The following is a 15,777-nucleotide window of genomic DNA, read 5'->3' as shown; positions in this document are numbered from 1 at the left end:
GGACAGGAAGCGGTGGCGAGCGAGCCGGTTCGCCAGATCGCCATGCACCCTGCCGGGCGCGGAGAGGCGATCTGTCTGCTTGTCGGGGCAACGGCCGAAAGCCGGAGCCGGTCAGTTGCCGAGCACGTCCGAAGCCAGGTCGGAATCCGAGGTGCGGCCGGAGGTCGAGCTGACGTTCCGCGAAGTCGACGACTTGTGGAAGAGCACGGTGCCGCGCCAGGTCTGCGTCTCCGAATCGTAATAGCCGAGCTCGCCGTCCTCGTACTGCTCGAGGGCATAGGGTTTGGAGTTGGCGAGAACGAAGGGAAGCGGCGTCTTCGTCGGATGAGCTTGGATTTGCATGAGCGCTCCTTTGCGGCAGGCGCGATCGAGATCGAACGCCCACAGACTATGTCGCTGCTTTTCTCGGCGGCCATCCCCCCGTTCATGGGGCCTGCGACGGAAAAGCGACTGGCTTCGGGCTGGCGAGCCGGTTTCTTCGCGCCGCGCCGTCCCTGCTCAGGCCGCCGAGTGGAGGACGAGGCGGACAAGGCTCGCGACGAGCAGCCAGAGCAGGAGAAGCAGGCACAGCAGGCTCAACGCGAGCGATCCCCAGAACCAGATCGGTTCCTCCCGTCGCCGGATGGCGCCGGGCAGCCGCGGCAGGATTCCGGTCCGGAGCGCGCCCGCGATCTCCTGCGCCAGCAGAATTGCGACGCAGGTCGAGCCGAAGATGCCGAGCATGGGGACGGTGAACGTGGGAAACTGTGCCAGCTCGGTCAGGCCGAGATAGAGCAGCAGGCCGAGGGCGCCGCAGAGCAACGCTGTCCTCGCGATCTGGAGCAGATGCTCCTTCACGGCCCCGGCCGCGAAGGGCAGGCGGCGCGGCCGGCCAGAAGCCGCTCGACCGGCGCACGGTCATCGGTCAGGAGCATCGCGCATTGCCCCATGGTCGCGCGCAGTCCCGTTTCGCCGTCGAGGCGACGCCAGCTCACATCGCGCGACGCGGGCGGCTCGCCGGCAGCCATGATGCTCACTGGCACCGTGATCCGCCCGGCGTCCGGAACGGAAGCCACACTTTTCCAGGCGGCCACGACGACATTGGTCGAGCCCGGCGTCCCGGCTTCCTCCGCCCGCCAGATCTCGACCGCCGCATAGTCGAGAGCGAGCGTCTTCGCGAGGCTGCGCGCCAGCAGCAGCGTGTCGGCGCGATCGATCACGTTCGACAGGAAGACGCCGGTCTCGCGCAGCCGGGCATGGACCAGCGCGCCGAATTCCCGCGTCACGAGATGCGGCGGCGCCGTGCGCGTGCGATAGGCGTCCATCAGCACGACGTCGTAGCTCGGCCGGGCAGGCTGGCTCCGCAGGACGGCGCGGCCATCGCCGGTCACCGTATGCAGGGCCGGGCCGGTCGCGGCCATCGCCGTCGCGGCCTCGGCTGCGACGACAGGATCGAGCTCCGCGACGAGCACCGAAACCGGCGGGCTTCGGTTAGCCCAGGCCCGCGGCAGGGTCGCGCCGCCGCCGCCGATGACCATCGCCTGCCGGTCGGCGGAACGGGCGAAGGCCATGGCCGCGAGGCGGTCCGCCAGCGCGGCATAGCCGAGATGGAGGGCGCGCGGGTCGTCGAGATCGGAAGCGCTGTGCACGCCCTCGTCGAGGATCATGAAGCGCAGCCGCGTATCCTGCGGCGAGGTCGTGTCGAGATAGCGCACGCAGGTATAGCGCGACTCGATCGCGCAGGCGCTGCTCCAGCCGAGGAATGCGATGCTGAGCCCGGGCGCGAGCAGGCCGATCGCGCGCAGCATGGCGGCGGCCGGGCGTCCCCGCCAGGGCAGCAGCGCCAGACCGACCGTCGCCCAGGTCGCGGCTGCGGCGAAGGTTAGCCCGGCCGCGCCGACCTGCTCGAGCAGCCAGAAGCCGGCTGCGACCGTCCCGGCAACGCTGCCGGCGGCCGATGCGGCATAGATCGCCGCCACCTGCCTGGCCTGTCCGGGGAGGCGCAGCGCCAATTGCAGGCGCAGCGCCAGAGGCGTCACGAAGCCGGCGGCGATGCTGGGCGGCAGGCACAGGGCTGCGAGTCCGATGGTCGAGGCGATGCCGGCGCCGTCTTCCGTCGCCAGGGCATTCGCGACTGGTGCAGCCAGGGCCGGCATCGCGATCGCGGCGCCGCTCGCGCTGAGGCAGGCCGTCGCCATCAGCCAGAGCAGGCGTGCGGGGGGCGGCTGCGGCCCTCCGGCCCTGCCGCCGAGCACATGGCCCAGGGTGAGGCCGAGCAGCACGGCGATGATCGCAGCGGTCCAGGGCAGCAGCGATTGGCCGACATGCGGCGCGCCCAGCCGCACGATCGCGAGCTCGACGGACAGGCAGGCCGCCGCGGAGAGGAAGACGGCCAGCGGCAGCAGCGCAACGATCATGCGGGGTGCCGCGTGTCGGCCCGAAACGCCGTGGCCATCAGGAGGGCGGCTGTCACGAGGCCGAGCGCGGCGATGGCGAGGCAGGTGCCGCGCGTGCCGAGCCAGTCGAGCCCGAGCCACAGCACCGCCACGGCGCCGGCTGCGCTGCCGACGGCACCGGCCGCATTGGCGATGCCGACGAACGCCCCGTGCCCGCCGCTGTGGCGGATGATCGCCAACATCACCAGCGGCGGTGCGATTCCGAACAGGAAGCCGGGGCCGAGCGTCGGCAGGGCGGCGAAGAGCGCAAGCCGCCAGCGCGCGACCGGATCGGACGCGACGAGCCAGCTATCGAGCACCGGCAGCAGCAGCGGTGTGGCCGCGACCATTGCCGCAGCCCCCGCGACGGCGGCTGCCGCCCGGCATAGCGAGCGCTGGGCTCCGCCGGCGGAGCAGCGGCCACCGACCTGGTTCCCAAGCGCCCAGGACAGCAGGAAACCAGCGATGATCGCGGTCCAGCTGTCGGTCGACATCCCCGCATAAGGCGCGACCAGCCGCGCCGCCGCAGTTTCGAAAGCGAGTGCGCAGGATGCGATCAGCGCTTCCGCCAGAAGCAGGGCATGAATCATGAGATGCCGCAGGGGATGTCGAAGCGCGTCGTCATCCCCGCAGTTGCGTGCGGATCAATCCGTTGTGGTAGCCCCCATCTCGGGGGGGGGCGATCAGATGCCGGCGCCACCGCGTGATCGATGCCGTTGCGTTCTACCTAACGCTGCTCGCCATGCGGCAGGGCAGTACAAGGCGCACCGGCAGCCGAGCCTAAGGCCGCTCTCCGGTTGCGATCGCGCTCAGGAATTTCGCGATCGTCAGCGCCCCGAGATAGGAGGTGACGCCGGTCCCGACGTCGAGAGGCGGATTGACCTCGACGAAATCGAAGCCGACGACGGCGAAGCGGCGGGCGACCATGTCGAGAATGCCGGTAAGCTCGTCGAAGCGCATGCCATCCGGCTCGGCCGAGACGCAGCCCGGGACCAGTGCCATGTCGTAGGCGTCGACATCGATGCTGACATAGACGCTGGCGCCGTCCGGGATATGGGCGAGGGCTCCGGTAGCGCCGACCTCCCGTAGCTTCGGCATGGTGACGATGGTGCTGCCATTTGCGCGGGCGTCGCGCACATCGCTGGCGCGCGTCCTGAAGCTGCGAATGCCGATCTGGGTCAGGCTCTCGACATGCGGCAGAGCGTGCAGTTGCCGGAAGGCCTGCCCGTTGGTGTGCCGGAGATCCTCGGTGACCGCCCCGTAATCCATATGGGCATCGAGTTGCACGACATGGACCGGCCGGTCATAGCCCTGCAGGATCGGGAAGGTGATCGAATGGTCGCCGCCGATGATCACGGGCTTGCCGCCGCGCGCCAGCACCGCACGCACCGCCTGCGTCAGATTCTGAAAGGTGCGCGCCGGGTTGGTCGGCCAGATGTCGACGTCGCCGCAATCGACGAGGCGGCCCGAGGTGACAAGGTCGGGCGCCAGGACGCTGTCGCTGTCGATATCATAGAGCCCGCCGGTGCCGAAGCGGAGCGAATGCTCGCGGATGACGCGTGGCGCGAAGCGCGCGCCCGGCGCGAAAGGCGAGCCCTCGTCGAAGGGGACTCCGATCACGGCGAACTCGGCCGCGAGGGCCGCCATGTCCGCGCAGTAGTTTGCGCGCAGGAAAGTCGGCACGCCGACGAAGCCGCGGTTCAGGCGGTCTGCGGCACCACGCATCTCGGTCACGTCTTGCTCCATGGAAATGGCGAGCGGGTCGCGGCCAGCGTCAGGCGCTGGCCGCAGGAACTCATTTGTCGAAATAGCCGGCGCGCACGGCCGCGCCGATCAGGTTGAGGAACAGCCTGCCGGCCGTGATCGCCGAGATCCGGTTGACGTCGCGCGACGGGGTGATCTCGACGATGTCCATGCCGACCACCCGGCCCTTGCCGACCAGTCCGTGGATCAGCTTGCGGGCCTGATGGAAGGTGACGCCGCCGGGCGCGGGCCCCTCGACGGCGGGCATGATCGAAGGATCGAGCCCATCGGCGTCGATCGTGATGTAGTAGCGGGCATTGTCGGGAATGCGCGCGAGGATCGCGTCCATGCCGACATCGTGCAACTCGTAGGCAGTGACGATGTTGGCGCCATAGGCCTGTGCCGCCTCGACATCGGCGCGCCTTGCACTGCCCTGCGAACGGATGCCGATCTGGAAGATGTCCGTGACATGCGCCATTTCCGAGGCGCGCCGGATCGGGCTGGACAATCCTTCTCGCACGCCCCCGACATCGTCACGCCAGTCGATATGCGCGTCGATCTGGACGAGGACGAGCGGGCCTTCGCCGTCGAGGGCCTTGAGCACCGGGATCGGGATCGCATGGTCGCCGCCGATCACCAGCGGCATCGCGCCCGAGGCGACGATCTTGCGCATCGCCTCTTCGGCCCGCCGCGCATGCGAGGCCGGATTGTGCATCTCGCCGACTACGTCGCCACAATCGACCATCCGTATCGGCCTGTCGTCGAAGAGCGGTCCGCCAATGTCGAAATCATAGCGCTCGAGCGAGCGCGAAACCCGGTCCGAGGCCTGGCGTACCGCCGTCGGCCCGTTCGACTGGTCGTTGCTGACATTCCTGATCGTGTAGGGATAGCCGTAGGGAATGCCGAGGAAGGCGATGTCTGCCTTCAGATTGTCGAGATCGAGCGCGAGCTCGGAGAACAGGAAGGTGGCGTGGCCATGCTCCGGCGCGCTGGTCAGGGTTTCGGTCATCTTGCCCTCGATGGTGTCTTGGAAGAGGGTCGCCGCGGCGACCTACTGGAAGTGCGAGAGGAACAGGCGCAGGCGTTCCGAACGCGGTCTGTCGATGAGTTCGTCCGGCGGTCCCATCTCGGCGATGCGGCCGGCGTCGAAGAAGACGATGCGGTCGGCGACCTTGCGCGCAAAGCCGAGTTCGTGGGTCACGACGACCATGGTCATGCCCTCCTCCGCGAGCTCCTTCATCAGGCGCAGCACGTCGCCGACGACCTCCGGATCGAGCGCCGAGGTCGGCTCGTCGAACAGCATGAGTTCCGGCTTCATGGCGAGCGCGCGGGCGATCGCGACGCGCTGCTTCTCGCCGCCCGACAGGTCGGCGGGCATGCGCCCGGCCTTGGCCGCGAGGCCGAAGCGGGCCAGCAGCGCCCGCGCCTGCGCCTCAGCCTCGCTGCGATCGACGCCGCGCAGCCTGATCGGTGCGCGCGCGACGTTCTCGAGCGCGGAAAGATGCGGCCAGAGATGGAATTGCTGGAAGACGAGGCCGACGCGCGGGCGCATCCGGTCGAGCTGGCGGGCGGACTGCAGGCGCGTCCCGCCGGCTGCGGCGGGCTCGCGGCCGATATAGTCCCCGGCGATCCGCACCGTGCCTTCGTCCGGCCGCTCCAGATAGTTGATGCAGCGCAGGAAGGTGCTCTTCCCGCAGCCGCTTGGGCCGATGATGCAGACGATCTCGCCGGCTTCGACATCGAGATCGACGCCGGCGACCGCCGTCATGGCACCGAAGCTCTTGCGCAGGCCGCGCACGCTGAGCACGGGAGGCGCTGTCATGAGCGGGGCTCCGGCTCGAGCGAGAGATAGCGTGCCGCGAGGCGATGGCGCGAGGAGAAGCCGCGCTGCGCCTGGCCGCCCAGGCGCCGTTCCGAAGTCCGGAAACCCGCCGCCAGCAGCGCGGTCAGGCCCCAGTAGATCGTGGCCGTCGCCAGGAAGACCTCGAAGGGCGCGAAGGTCTGGCCCTGCACGATCAGTCCCTGATAGGTCAGTTCGGCGACGGAGAGCGTCGCCAGCACCGCGCTTTCCTTGACGAGCGAGATCGAGGTGTTGGTCGCCGCCGGAATGAAGAAGCGCAGCATCTGCGGGAAGATGATCTCGCGCAGTGCCCTGAGATAGGACATGCCGATGGCACGGGCCGATTCCATCTGGCCGCGCGGCACGGAGAGGATGGCGCCGCGGACGATCTCGGCGAAATAGGCACTGCCGAACAAGGCGAGCGCGACGATACCGGTCGTCATCGGCTGCAACCTGAGGCCGAAGAAGGGCAGCCCGTAGAAGAACAGCGACAGCATCACGATGAACGGGATGTTGCGGAAGAGCTCGACATAGGCAACCGCCGGCCAGCTCATCACGCGGCGCGGCGAAAGCCTCAGCAGCGCGACCGGGAAGGCGATGAGCAATCCCGAGATGATGGCGGCAACCGAGATATAGACGGTCGCGACCGCGCCCTGGGCGAACAGCCCGGCATTGTCGGTGATGATCGAGAGGTCGAGCGTCATCCTAACCCCTCCTTACCGCCAGCCGGCGCTCGAGCATGCCGCCGAACTGGCTGACCAGGACATTGAGCACGAGGATGATCGCCGCCGCGGCGAGCATGGTCTCGAACGGCCGGAACGTCGTCGCCGAGATCTGCTGGGCGGCACGGAACAGCTCGACCACGGTGATGACAGAGAGCAAGGCCGTGCCCTTGAGGATGATGGTCGCCTCGTTGACCAGCGGCGGCAGGATGCGCAGCAGCAGCTGTGGGATCACCACCTTGCCCCAGATGGCACGGGCCTTGAGGCCGAGCGCGATCGCCGCCTCCACGGGGCCGGGGTCCATGTCGGCGAGGCCGCCGCGCATGATCTCGCTGATGAAGATCGTGCTGTTGAAGGCGATGGCGCAGATGCCCGCCGTCAGCGGATCGAGCTGCAGGCCGAGGGCCGGCAGCCCGTAATAGAACAGGAAGATCTGGATCAGAACCGGCGTGCCGCGAATGAAGCTGATCACGACGCCGATCACCAGGTTGAGCGGCGCTATCTTCAGCGAACGCAGGATGGTCAGCAGTATGCCACCGGCGAGGGCGAGAGCCATTGCGGCGGCCGCGATGGCGATGTTCGTCCCCGTTGCCCGCAACAGCGCGGGCAAGGCGGCGAGCGCGGCCTCGACACTGAAGTCCATTGCGGGAGCGCCTGCCCGTTCGCGCCTAGAGCGCGCCGGCCGGCAGGTAGCCGGTGTCGGGCAGGTCGAGCTTGATGCCGAGCCATTTCTCCTGCAGCTCGCCCATCTTTCCGCTGGCGCGCAGCTCCCTGAAGACGCCGTTGACGAAGTCGCGGAGCTCGGCATCCTCCGGACGGGTCGCCCAGGCGAGGTAGGTCTTGCGCTCGGTCGCCGGTCCGACGATCTCGAAGACCCCCGGCCGGTCGCGCATCAGCAGCAACATGAGCGGAAGATTGGCGATCGCGGCATCGACGACGCCGCTGCCCACGGCCAGGAAGGTGTCGGAGAAGGCGGGGAACAGCTTGAGCTCGGCAAAACCCTTGCCGCCCTCGGCCTTCAGCTTCTCGTCCAGAGCCTTGGCCGTCGGCTCGACCGAGGAGGCGAGCTGCGTCGCGACCACCTTGCCGTTGAGATCGGCCAACGAGGAGATCGCCGCATTGCCCTTGCGCTTGAGCACATGCGCCTGGCTGATGCCGGTCGGCATGGTAAAGGCGTAGCGTCTGGCGCGCTCCTCGGTCAGCCCCAGCGAGGTTGCGACCAGATCGAATTTCTTGGCGATCAGGCCGGGCAGGATACCCTGGAATGGCAGGTCGAGCTGCTTCAGCTTGACGCCGAGCTTGCCGGTAACCTCCTCGAGCAGGTCACGGCCGAGGCCTACCAGCTTGCCGTCGCGTACGAATTCGAAGGGCGGGTACTGCCCTTCGGTGGCGACAACCAGCTCCCCGGCCTTCTTGATGCGTTCAAGGGTGGTCTCGGCGCTGGCGCTACGGCCGGAAACTCCGAGCAGGCCGGCCCCCAGGATGCCGCGGTTCAATGCACGACGTGTCAAAAGCATGGACAGTTCCCCTTACCGCCAAGTGCCCGCCCGATCATTGTCATGCGGGCGTCTTCGTAGAGCGGAAGAAGGCTTAGGCGCTCGCCCGGAACCGGGCAATCGAAGCCATGCCCAAGAAATGGACAGCGGCAAACCCGGCGCTGAAGCAGAGCTGATTAAACTGTCATATTACAATGGCTTATAAGTTGCCCTCCGTGAGGCAACGGCAGTTATTGTGCGAGAAGCTCATAATTAAAGTGACCAGATCGCAATGAAAAGAGCTATGCTGAGCTGATGGAACGGGCTTTTCTCAACCTTCACCTGCGCGAGCTCGCGATCTTCGCCGCAATCTGCGAGCGCGGCAGCCTGTCTCTCGCGGCCCGCGATGTCGGGATCACGCCGTCCGGCGTGTCGCACGCGCTGACCCAGCTCGAGCGCCATTTCGGCGCGCCGCTGCTTGATCGCTCCCGCCGGCCGACGATGCCGACCATGCTCGGCAGCATCGTCAGGCGTCATGCGGAGCTGATGATCACGCAGGCCAAGGTGCTCGATGCCGACGTCCGCCTCGGCTTCGGCGCACTGCTGCCGAGCATCCGGATCGGCCTGATCGACTCGCTGGCGATCCATTTCCTTCCCCACTTCATCCGGGGCGCGAAGCAGCAGATCCGGGCGTTCTCGATCTCGACCGACTTCAATAACGGGCTGCGCGCGCGCCTGCTGGACCGCAGCCTCGACCTGCTGGTCGCAGCCGGCCGCTTCGACGATGCGGCTGGGCTCGAACGCCATGACGTGATGGATGAGCCGATCGTGCTGCTCGTGCCGAAGGGCGCGCCCGATCTGTCCGATCTTGCCGCCTTCAAGACCTATGCGATGCAGAACACCTTCGTGCGCAACAGCCTGAGCAGTGCGCTCGGCCGGCTGATCGACCGCCATCTGAGGCGGATGAAGCTGGAGCCGGAGTTCGCCTTCGCCTTCGACAGCGTCGACTCGGTCGCAGCGATGGTCGCGGGCGGCTTCGGCTGGGCCCTGCTGCCGGCGACCTCGATCGCGCGCAGCATAAGCCATCTCTCGGCGATCGAGCTGCGCCGCTTTCCCGGCCCGGCCTTCAGCCGGCCGGTTTCGATCGTGGCCCGGGCTGGCGAGCTCGGCCCATTGCCCGCCAAGGTCGCCGATGTCGCGCGGGCGATCTTCCGCGATGTCTATCTGCCCATGTTCCGCGAGTTGATGCCCTGGGTGACGCAGGAGGTGAGGCTGCACCCCCCCACAGCATTCTGACGTCGCAAATCCTACCAAGTGCGGGTCCGAAGCGCTCCCGGATTTGTCGATGTCTTCGCCCCGAAGCTCGAGGTTGGGACGCCAGGATCGAGCCTGGCTACTCCAGCGACGATCTTGGACATGTCTGCAGTGCAGGATGCGGTTCTGGCCGGAGCCGGCGCTATCGGCGCCGGCTCCGGCATGCATGGTGGTCGCCGCCGATCAGGGTCGACAGCGCCTGATGTGACAAGTTCGATGCCGACGCACAGGATAAGGCGCGGGCTGAGAAATGCTGGCTCGACCGCGCCGCACAAGCTACTTTTCGCTGGCCCGGCTTGTGACAGCGCGCCTTGGCGAGACGACAGCGTGCTCGCTTCGATCCGCGACGGGTTGCGATGCCATGAGCCGGTCGCCCAGGCGCTGCTCGCCTATCTTGCGATCAGCCGCCAGCGCCAGGCGTCCAGATGCGTCCAGAAGTCATCCGCGATCGGTTGAGGCGCAAAAAGCCAATTGCGGTCTTCCCCAGCTTCGGCAACGTCGACCGCCCGCCGGAGCCGCCAGGTCGCCTTTGAGGTAATGTGATAGGCGACATAGCCGCTATCGCGCAGAAAATCGTTCATGAACGCGGCCGATTCGCCAGACGGCAGCACTTCGACGACGATCATCGGCCGCAGCCTCGCGATCGTCTTGGCCGCTCCGCGGATGACGTCGGGCTCTGTCGTCTCGGTATCGATTTTGAGCACGCCGATTTCAGCCGGCGCCAGATTATCGAGTGTGTCGCACTCGACATTGATCTCGCCCGAATGGGCTCGAAATTCGGGGTTCAGGCTGTTGGACGCATCGGAGCGGGCAGACAGATAGAATTTTACGGCCCCCGACTTGGAGGAAAGGGCCACGCGCCTCAAATCGATCGGCAGGTAATGCCGCCGCGCGGCATCCTCCAGAGCATCAGCCAGTTCGGGCGTGGGCTCGAAAGATACGCAAGGGCGGCGCAAAGTTGCGGCAACAAGGAGCGAGAAGACGCCGACGTTCGCTCCGACATCGTAGAACGGCCCCTTGGTCACCTGCATTGCTGCGAGGCAAGTCGCGATCGCATGCGGCTCATGCGCTCCCAGCCCGTGCTTCTCGATGACGCGCGGGACGTGGCAATGCGCTGGCGCAGTGAGGCTGATCGGCGGATAGGAGCCTGCGGCGAGAGTGACGGTCCGCATTTCCGGGACTTTAGTCGGTGCTGACGCAAATTCAGTGGCTGTCATCGAAACCCTCAGAAACGCATATCTCAATCATGCTGCAGGTTTGGCCGCGTCAAACTCGGCCAATGCAATTTTATACTCGTCACCATGTTAATCGCGACAGCACAGATTGACTACCCGTTCTCGGACGACCCGCAGTTACACGGGTAAAGCCTCGATAGATGTCTCGCTTGCCCCTGTTGCCGGTCACCATTGTGTCACGGCGCGGCATAATAAGGCTTTGCCCACCCCAGTCAAACCTGTGACGTCGATCGGACGGGCAATGATCTGAGGCCCTGCTTCTCCTCAAGATTTGAGTAGAGGTCGTCGCAGTATCCACATCATGCTGGACCGCAGGGCGTCGCGACGAGCCTGAGGAAATCAACGAGAATCTATCGCAAGGAGTGGCCGCGGGCGCGCCGGTTGCCGCGCAATCCGTTCTCGACCGGGCGCGTCAACCGGCATTCTCCTGCATTTTCATCCGGCTCCTTTGAGGCTCTGAAGCTTCGCAACCTCAGCTTCCGCGGGCGGGACCGGATGGGCAGCCTATCGAAAGCTCACAGCTGGAGCATCGCCCGAAAAGTGGAATCCACCTTCCGGGCCGATGCTTTCACAAAGAGACAGATCGGCAACCCACCTCGGGCAGGGCGCTCGGCGCTCTAGCCCTGCGCAGTCCAGCCGGAGATCGCCTTGGGCTCGAGGAATTCCTCGATTCCCCAGACGCCGCCCTCCCGCGCCCGCCCCGACGCCTTGACCCCGCCGAAAGGGGCGCCGGGCGCGCGCGGATTGCCATTCATCTCGACCATGCCGGACTTCAGGCGCGAAGCGACACGGTTGCGCTTCTCGCCATCGCTGGACTGGACATAGTTCGTCAGCCCATAGGGCGTGTCGTTGGCGATCTCGATCGCCTGCTCTTCGCCGTCGAAGGGGATGATCGACAATACGGGGCCGAAGATTTCCTCGCGGGCGATGGTCATCTGGTTGTTGACGTCGGCGAACACGGTCGGGCGGACGAAATAGCCCCTGTTCTGCCCATCCGGTCGGCCGACTCCTCCCGTGACCAGCCGAGCGCCCTCGTCGATGCCCTTCTGGATCAGGTCCTGGACCTTGCGGAACTGGGCCTCCGAGGAGAGCGGGCCGATATGCTTGCCCGGCTTGTGCGAGGAATCGACCGCAACGCCTTCGGCAACCGTCTTGGCCTCCTCGACGACGCGATCATAGATCGAACGCTCGACCAGCATGCGGGTGGGCGCATTGCAGCTCTGCCCGGTATTGTTGAAGCAGTGCAGCACGCCGCGCTTGACCGCGCTCGGATCGGCATCGGCGAAGACGATGTTGGCGCCCTTGCCGCCGAGCTCGAGCACCACACGCTTGAGGCTTTCGGCCGCGACCTTGGAGATCGCGATGCCGGCCCGGGTCGAGCCGGTGAAGCTGATCATCTCGATATCGGGATGCGAGGACAGATGCGTGCCGACGCCGGCGCCATCGCCATTGACCAAGTTGAACACGCCCTTGGGGAAGCCGGCCTCGTCGATGTACTCGGCGAACAGCATCGAGGAGAGCGGGGCGACCTCGGAGGGCTTGAGCACCATGGTGCAGCCGGCCAGCAAAGCGGGCACGACCTTCAGCGTCACCTGATTCATCGGCCAGTTCCACGGCGTGATCAGGCCGACGACGCCGATCGCGTCCATCTGGATCCGATCATTCGGCGCGTGCGGGCCGAGCGGCCGCAAGAACTGGAAATCCTTGAAGGCCGTGATGAAATTGGCGATGTGGTAGGCGCCGGCGCCGACCTGGCTGGCGAGGGCCATGTCGATCGGAGCCCCCATCTCCTGGCTGATCGCCTGGGCCATCTCCGGAGCCCGGCGCTTGTAGATCTCCAGCAGGCGCTCGACATATGCCAGCCGCGAAGCCGGCTCGGTCCTCGACCAGGTCGGGAAGGCCCGTTTCGCTGCGGCCACCGCGGCATTCGCATCCGCCTCGTCGCCGAGCAGGATCACGGCGCAAGCCTCCTCGGTCGAGGGGTCGATCACCGCAAGCTCTTGCCCGCCGGATGGCGTGACCCATTCACCATCGATGTAGAAGCGCTTCTTCTCGAGCATGCCGTTCCTCCGGGAGTTCGATCGTTCTCGTTCCCCAGACTATCAGCTCGATCGGCAAGCGGGCCTGCAGCTTCCGACCCCGGCGCATGAGCCGGGCGCATCGCTAGCTCGATTCAGTTCGCGGCTTGATCGAGCGCCCTTCTTCTGCGGAGGTGATGCTACGCCTAGCTTCGACCCGCCTCGACCTGGCGCATGGCCTCGACCAGGGACTGAACTGTCGCGGGACGGGCCAGATGTTTCATGTGCGGAGCTGCCAAGGTCGGGCCGGCAATGGTGCGGTAGTCGTCGTCCCCGGGGTTCTCGATGCCGAGATCCTTGAGACTGACGGGCAGGCCGCATTCCCGGGTGAAACCGGCGACGTCTTCGCAGAACTCCGCGCCACGGCCCTCATAGACGATCTGCACCATCGTGCCGTAGGCGACGAGTTCGCCATGCAAGGCGCCGGCGAGCGTCGGATGGGCCGTCAGTCCTCTTGTGAGCGAATGGGCGAGCGACAGCCCACCGGATTCAAAGCCCAGGCCGGACATCAGGACGCAGGCCTCGACCACGTCCTCGAGGGCCGCATCGGGTGTCCGGCGATCGACGGCCGCAAGGGCCGCTTCGCCATGGCGTCTGATCGTCGCGTAGCAGGCATCGGCGAGCGCGAGCGCCGCGCGCGGTGGGGTGGCTCCGTAGAAGTTGCGACCCTGCGCCGCGAAACAGGCATTGGCCTCGAAGGTCTTCGAGAGGGCATCGCCGATCCCGGCCGCCAGCAGGCGGCGCGGGGCGCGCGCCACGATCGCGGTGTCGACGACGACTATGTCGGGATTGGACGGCAGGAACTCGACTTCGGCGATGGCGTGCTGCTCGTCATAGATGACGATCAACCGGCTCGTCGGGGCGTCGTTCGAGGCCACGGTCGGCACGACGGCGAGGGGTACGCCAAGGCGCCGCGCCACGCCTTTGCCGGTGTCGATCGCCTTGCCGCCCCCCATTGCGACGACCACGTCGGCACCCGCGCGCCGCGCCGCATCCGCCTGCCGCTCGATTTCGGCATGGGTGATCTCGCCGCCGAAGACGAGCGCCGGGGCGCCCGGCAGGGGGGAACCTTCGCGTTCGAGCGCGATCGGGTCCGCGAGGAGAACTGGCCGTTGCCCGAGCGGGGCGACATGCTCGCCGAGGGAGGCGGCCACGCCGGGGCCCTGGATATAGCGGCGCGGCGCGCCGAGGATGCGTAAGCTCATCTTCGCCTCGGTTCGGGTTAGCCCTTGGTCGCGCCGGCCGCCAGGCCCTGGATGAAATAGCGCGAGAGCAGGGTGAATATCAGGAACAGGGGGAGGGCGATCAAGGTCGCGCCGGCCATGACCTCGCCCCAGCGCAACTCGAACGAGCCGACCATCGAAGCCAGACCGACAGGCAGCGTCTTCTGCGTATCCGACGAGATCATTACCAGCGCATAGGTGTAGTCGGTCCAGGAGAGCAGGAAGGCGAAGATCGCGACGGTCACGATGCCCGGTAGCGAGAGCGGCAGCACGACCCGCACGAAGCTGCCGAGCCTCGTGCAGCCGTCGACCATGGCCGCCTCCTCGAGCTCGAAGGGCATGGATTTGAAGAAGCCCCAGAGCAGCCAGACGCCGAGCGGCAATGTCAGCGTGCAGTGGGCGATCACGAGGGCGAGCAGGCTGTCGGCGATGCCGAGCGAGACGAAGATGCCGTAGAGCGGGATCGCGAGCAGCATCGGCGGAAACATGTAGGCGTAGAGCATCGAGCCGACGATCATCAGCTTGAAGGGCACGCGGAAGCGCGTCACCGCATAGGCGATGATGATCGAGGCGACGAGCGTGATCGCCACCACGGCGAGTGCGACGACGATCGAATTGCGGAATTGCTGCGGATAGTCCGTGACCTCCAGCAGCTGCTGGTAGCTCTCAAGGGAGAACGAACTCGGCAGCAGGGTCGGCCGGGTGAACAGCTCCTGCTGCGAGCGCAGGCTGGAGACGATCATCCAGTAGATCGGGAAGAACGACCAGGCGGAGATGGCGAAGGCTGCGAAGCCGATACCGATCCGGGCAGAGGCGGAGCGACGCATCAGCGCTTCTCCTCGAGCGGGAAGAGCCTGAGATAGATCGTGACGACGATCGACAGCATCAGGAAGGAGAGCGTCGCCACGGCGGCGCCGCCGCCGACGTCGAACAGCGAGAAGGCACGCTTATAGGCCATGATCGGCAGATGCTCGGTGGCGCCCAGGGGACCGCCCTTGGTGAGCAGCCAGATGATGTCGAACTTGTTGAACATCCAGATCCCGCGCAGCAGGACCACGACGGTCAGGACCGGTTTGAGCTGCGGCAGCGTGACATGCCAGAACAGCGCGACCGGCCCGGCTCCGTCGACACGCGCCGCTTCGTACAATGCCGGCGGGATCGTCTGCAGCCCGGCGAGCACGCAGATCGTGACGAAGGGCGTCCAGAGCCAGACGGAGGCGAGGACCACCGACATGCGGGCGGTCCAGGGCTGCTCGAACCAGGGAATGGTGCCGAAGCCGAGATCGCGCATCAACACCGTGACGAGCCCGACCGAGCCATCCGACAGCCACTGGAAGGTCAGCGCCACGACGACGGTCGGCAGGAGATAGGGCAATGTCGCCAGTCCGCGCACGAGCCGCTGCGCCGGGAAGGTCTGGTTCAGCACGAGCGCGAAGGCGATTCCGAGCACGACCTGCAGCCCGATCGAGGTCAGCGCATAGAACAGCCCGTTGCCCATAGCCCGCCAGAACTCCGGGTCGACGACGACGCGCCCGTAATTGGCGAGGCCGACGAAGCGGGGCTCGGCGATGAAGGATGAAGCCTGGTGCAGGGACAGCCAGAGCGCGTCGAGCACGGGGCCGCCGACGAACAGCGCCGTCAGCGCGAGCCCGCTCCAGAAGACGGTCCAGATCACCCAGTCATAGCGTGAAGGCATGGGCGGTGGCAGGCCCCGAAGGGCCCGCCCTCCTTTG

At 66.7% G+C, this 15,777-nt stretch carries 16 protein-coding genes; 1 reads left to right on the top strand and 15 read right to left on the bottom strand.

The window, feature by feature from the left end; all coding sequences use genetic code 11:
* Positions 1-111: 111 nt before the first annotated feature.
* The 10 genes from J0J10_RS16820 to J0J10_RS16775 form a co-directional block, all read right to left on the bottom strand.
* The gene (locus tag J0J10_RS16820; RefSeq protein ID WP_291638160.1) at positions 112-342 is read right to left on the bottom strand and encodes a hypothetical protein; all 231 of its coding nucleotides are present in this window, start codon (positions 340-342) and stop codon (positions 112-114) included.
* A 156-nt stretch (positions 343-498) separates the two neighbouring features.
* Positions 499-837: a hypothetical protein gene (locus tag J0J10_RS16815; protein ID WP_291647602.1), complete on the bottom strand. Its 339-nt coding sequence runs from the start codon at positions 835-837 to the stop codon at positions 499-501.
* A complete protein-coding gene (locus J0J10_RS16810; protein WP_291647601.1) occupies positions 834-2,396 on the bottom strand; it encodes a fused MFS/spermidine synthase in 1,563 nt (520 codons plus the stop codon). The genes J0J10_RS16815 and J0J10_RS16810 overlap by 4 nt, the downstream gene beginning before the upstream one ends.
* Entirely contained in the window at positions 2,393-3,004 is a 612-nt protein-coding gene (locus tag J0J10_RS16805) for a fused MFS/spermidine synthase (protein ID WP_291647600.1), read from the bottom strand. Before J0J10_RS16805 ends, J0J10_RS16810 begins: the two co-directional genes overlap by 4 nt.
* Before the next feature lie 190 nt (positions 3,005-3,194).
* Entirely contained in the window at positions 3,195-4,139 is a 945-nt protein-coding gene (locus J0J10_RS16800; RefSeq protein WP_291647745.1) for an arginase family protein, read from the bottom strand.
* A 70-nt stretch (positions 4,140-4,209) separates the two neighbouring features.
* Positions 4,210-5,166 carry an agmatinase gene (locus tag J0J10_RS16795; RefSeq protein WP_291647599.1) on the bottom strand — a complete coding sequence of 319 codons (957 nt, stop codon included), beginning with the start codon at positions 5,164-5,166 and terminating at the stop codon, positions 4,210-4,212.
* 42 nt (positions 5,167-5,208) lie between these two features.
* Positions 5,209-5,979, bottom strand: coding sequence for an amino acid ABC transporter ATP-binding protein (locus tag J0J10_RS16790; RefSeq protein ID WP_291647598.1), 771 nt, complete (start codon positions 5,977-5,979; stop codon positions 5,209-5,211).
* Complete coding sequence (locus J0J10_RS16785) at positions 5,976-6,701, bottom strand: amino acid ABC transporter permease (RefSeq protein ID WP_291647597.1); 726 nt, start codon at positions 6,699-6,701, stop codon at positions 5,976-5,978. The genes J0J10_RS16790 and J0J10_RS16785 overlap by 4 nt, the downstream gene beginning before the upstream one ends.
* A gap of 1 nt (position 6,702) precedes the next feature.
* Positions 6,703-7,362, bottom strand: a complete 660-nt coding sequence (locus J0J10_RS16780) for an amino acid ABC transporter permease (RefSeq protein ID WP_291638167.1) — start codon at positions 7,360-7,362, stop codon at positions 6,703-6,705.
* Positions 7,363-7,387: 25 nt separating this feature from the next.
* Entirely contained in the window at positions 7,388-8,236 is an 849-nt protein-coding gene (locus J0J10_RS16775; protein ID WP_291647596.1) for a transporter substrate-binding domain-containing protein, read from the bottom strand.
* A gap of 273 nt (positions 8,237-8,509) precedes the next feature.
* On the opposite strand from J0J10_RS16775, the gene J0J10_RS16770 reads away from it, so the two are divergent.
* Entirely contained in the window at positions 8,510-9,490 is a 981-nt protein-coding gene (locus tag J0J10_RS16770) for a LysR family transcriptional regulator (protein ID WP_291647595.1), read from the top strand.
* A 407-nt stretch (positions 9,491-9,897) separates the two neighbouring features.
* Here the strand turns inward: J0J10_RS16770 and J0J10_RS16765 are convergent, their stop codons facing one another.
* The 5 genes from J0J10_RS16765 to J0J10_RS16745 all read right to left on the bottom strand — a co-directional run bounded on the left by J0J10_RS16765 (position 9,898) and on the right by J0J10_RS16745 (position 15,740).
* Entirely contained in the window at positions 9,898-10,725 is an 828-nt protein-coding gene (locus tag J0J10_RS16765) for an FkbM family methyltransferase (RefSeq protein ID WP_291647593.1), read from the bottom strand.
* A 635-nt stretch (positions 10,726-11,360) separates the two neighbouring features.
* Positions 11,361-12,803 carry an aldehyde dehydrogenase family protein gene (locus tag J0J10_RS16760; RefSeq protein WP_291647590.1) on the bottom strand — a complete coding sequence of 481 codons (1,443 nt, stop codon included), beginning with the start codon at positions 12,801-12,803 and terminating at the stop codon, positions 11,361-11,363.
* 164 nt (positions 12,804-12,967) lie between these two features.
* The gene (locus J0J10_RS16755; protein ID WP_291647587.1) at positions 12,968-14,026 is read right to left on the bottom strand and encodes a glycerol dehydrogenase; all 1,059 of its coding nucleotides are present in this window, start codon (positions 14,024-14,026) and stop codon (positions 12,968-12,970) included.
* 17 nt (positions 14,027-14,043) lie between these two features.
* Positions 14,044-14,871, bottom strand: coding sequence for a carbohydrate ABC transporter permease (locus J0J10_RS16750; RefSeq protein ID WP_291647585.1), 828 nt, complete (start codon positions 14,869-14,871; stop codon positions 14,044-14,046).
* Positions 14,871-15,740, bottom strand: a complete 870-nt coding sequence (locus tag J0J10_RS16745) for a carbohydrate ABC transporter permease (protein ID WP_291638174.1) — start codon at positions 15,738-15,740, stop codon at positions 14,871-14,873. Before J0J10_RS16745 ends, J0J10_RS16750 begins: the two co-directional genes overlap by 1 nt.
* Positions 15,741-15,777 lie beyond the last annotated feature (37 nt).

This window comes from Allobosea sp. (genome assembly GCF_017308075.1).
Classification (GTDB): Bacteria; Pseudomonadota; Alphaproteobacteria; order Rhizobiales; family Beijerinckiaceae; genus Allobosea.
The sequence above is the reverse complement of the archived record's forward strand: the minus strand, read 5'-3'. Positions and strand labels throughout refer to the sequence as shown.

Coding starts and splice junctions, on each gene's coding strand:
- J0J10_RS16820 (WP_291638160.1), bottom strand. CDS start 342: ATGCAAATCCAAGCTCATCCGACGAAGACGCCGCTTCCCTTCGTTCTC.
- J0J10_RS16810 (WP_291647601.1), bottom strand. CDS start 2,396: ATGATCGTTGCGCTGCTGCCGCTGGCCGTCTTCCTCTCCGCGGCGGCC.
- J0J10_RS16805 (WP_291647600.1), bottom strand. CDS start 3,004: ATGATTCATGCCCTGCTTCTGGCGGAAGCGCTGATCGCATCCTGCGCA.
- J0J10_RS16800 (WP_291647745.1), bottom strand. CDS start 4,139: ATGCGTGGTGCCGCAGACCGCCTGAACCGCGGCTTCGTCGGCGTGCCG.
- J0J10_RS16795 (WP_291647599.1), bottom strand. CDS start 5,166: ATGACCGAAACCCTGACCAGCGCGCCGGAGCATGGCCACGCCACCTTC.
- J0J10_RS16790 (WP_291647598.1), bottom strand. CDS start 5,979: ATGACAGCGCCTCCCGTGCTCAGCGTGCGCGGCCTGCGCAAGAGCTTC.
- J0J10_RS16785 (WP_291647597.1), bottom strand. CDS start 6,701: ATGACGCTCGACCTCTCGATCATCACCGACAATGCCGGGCTGTTCGCC.
- J0J10_RS16780 (WP_291638167.1), bottom strand. CDS start 7,362: ATGGACTTCAGTGTCGAGGCCGCGCTCGCCGCCTTGCCCGCGCTGTTG.
- J0J10_RS16775 (WP_291647596.1), bottom strand. CDS start 8,236: ATGCTTTTGACACGTCGTGCATTGAACCGCGGCATCCTGGGGGCCGGC.
- J0J10_RS16770 (WP_291647595.1), top strand. CDS start 8,510: ATGGAACGGGCTTTTCTCAACCTTCACCTGCGCGAGCTCGCGATCTTC.
- J0J10_RS16765 (WP_291647593.1), bottom strand. CDS start 10,725: ATGACAGCCACTGAATTTGCGTCAGCACCGACTAAAGTCCCGGAAATG.
- J0J10_RS16760 (WP_291647590.1), bottom strand. CDS start 12,803: ATGCTCGAGAAGAAGCGCTTCTACATCGATGGTGAATGGGTCACGCCA.
- J0J10_RS16755 (WP_291647587.1), bottom strand. CDS start 14,026: ATGAGCTTACGCATCCTCGGCGCGCCGCGCCGCTATATCCAGGGCCCC.
- J0J10_RS16750 (WP_291647585.1), bottom strand. CDS start 14,871: ATGCGTCGCTCCGCCTCTGCCCGGATCGGTATCGGCTTCGCAGCCTTC.
- J0J10_RS16745 (WP_291638174.1), bottom strand. CDS start 15,740: ATGCCTTCACGCTATGACTGGGTGATCTGGACCGTCTTCTGGAGCGGG.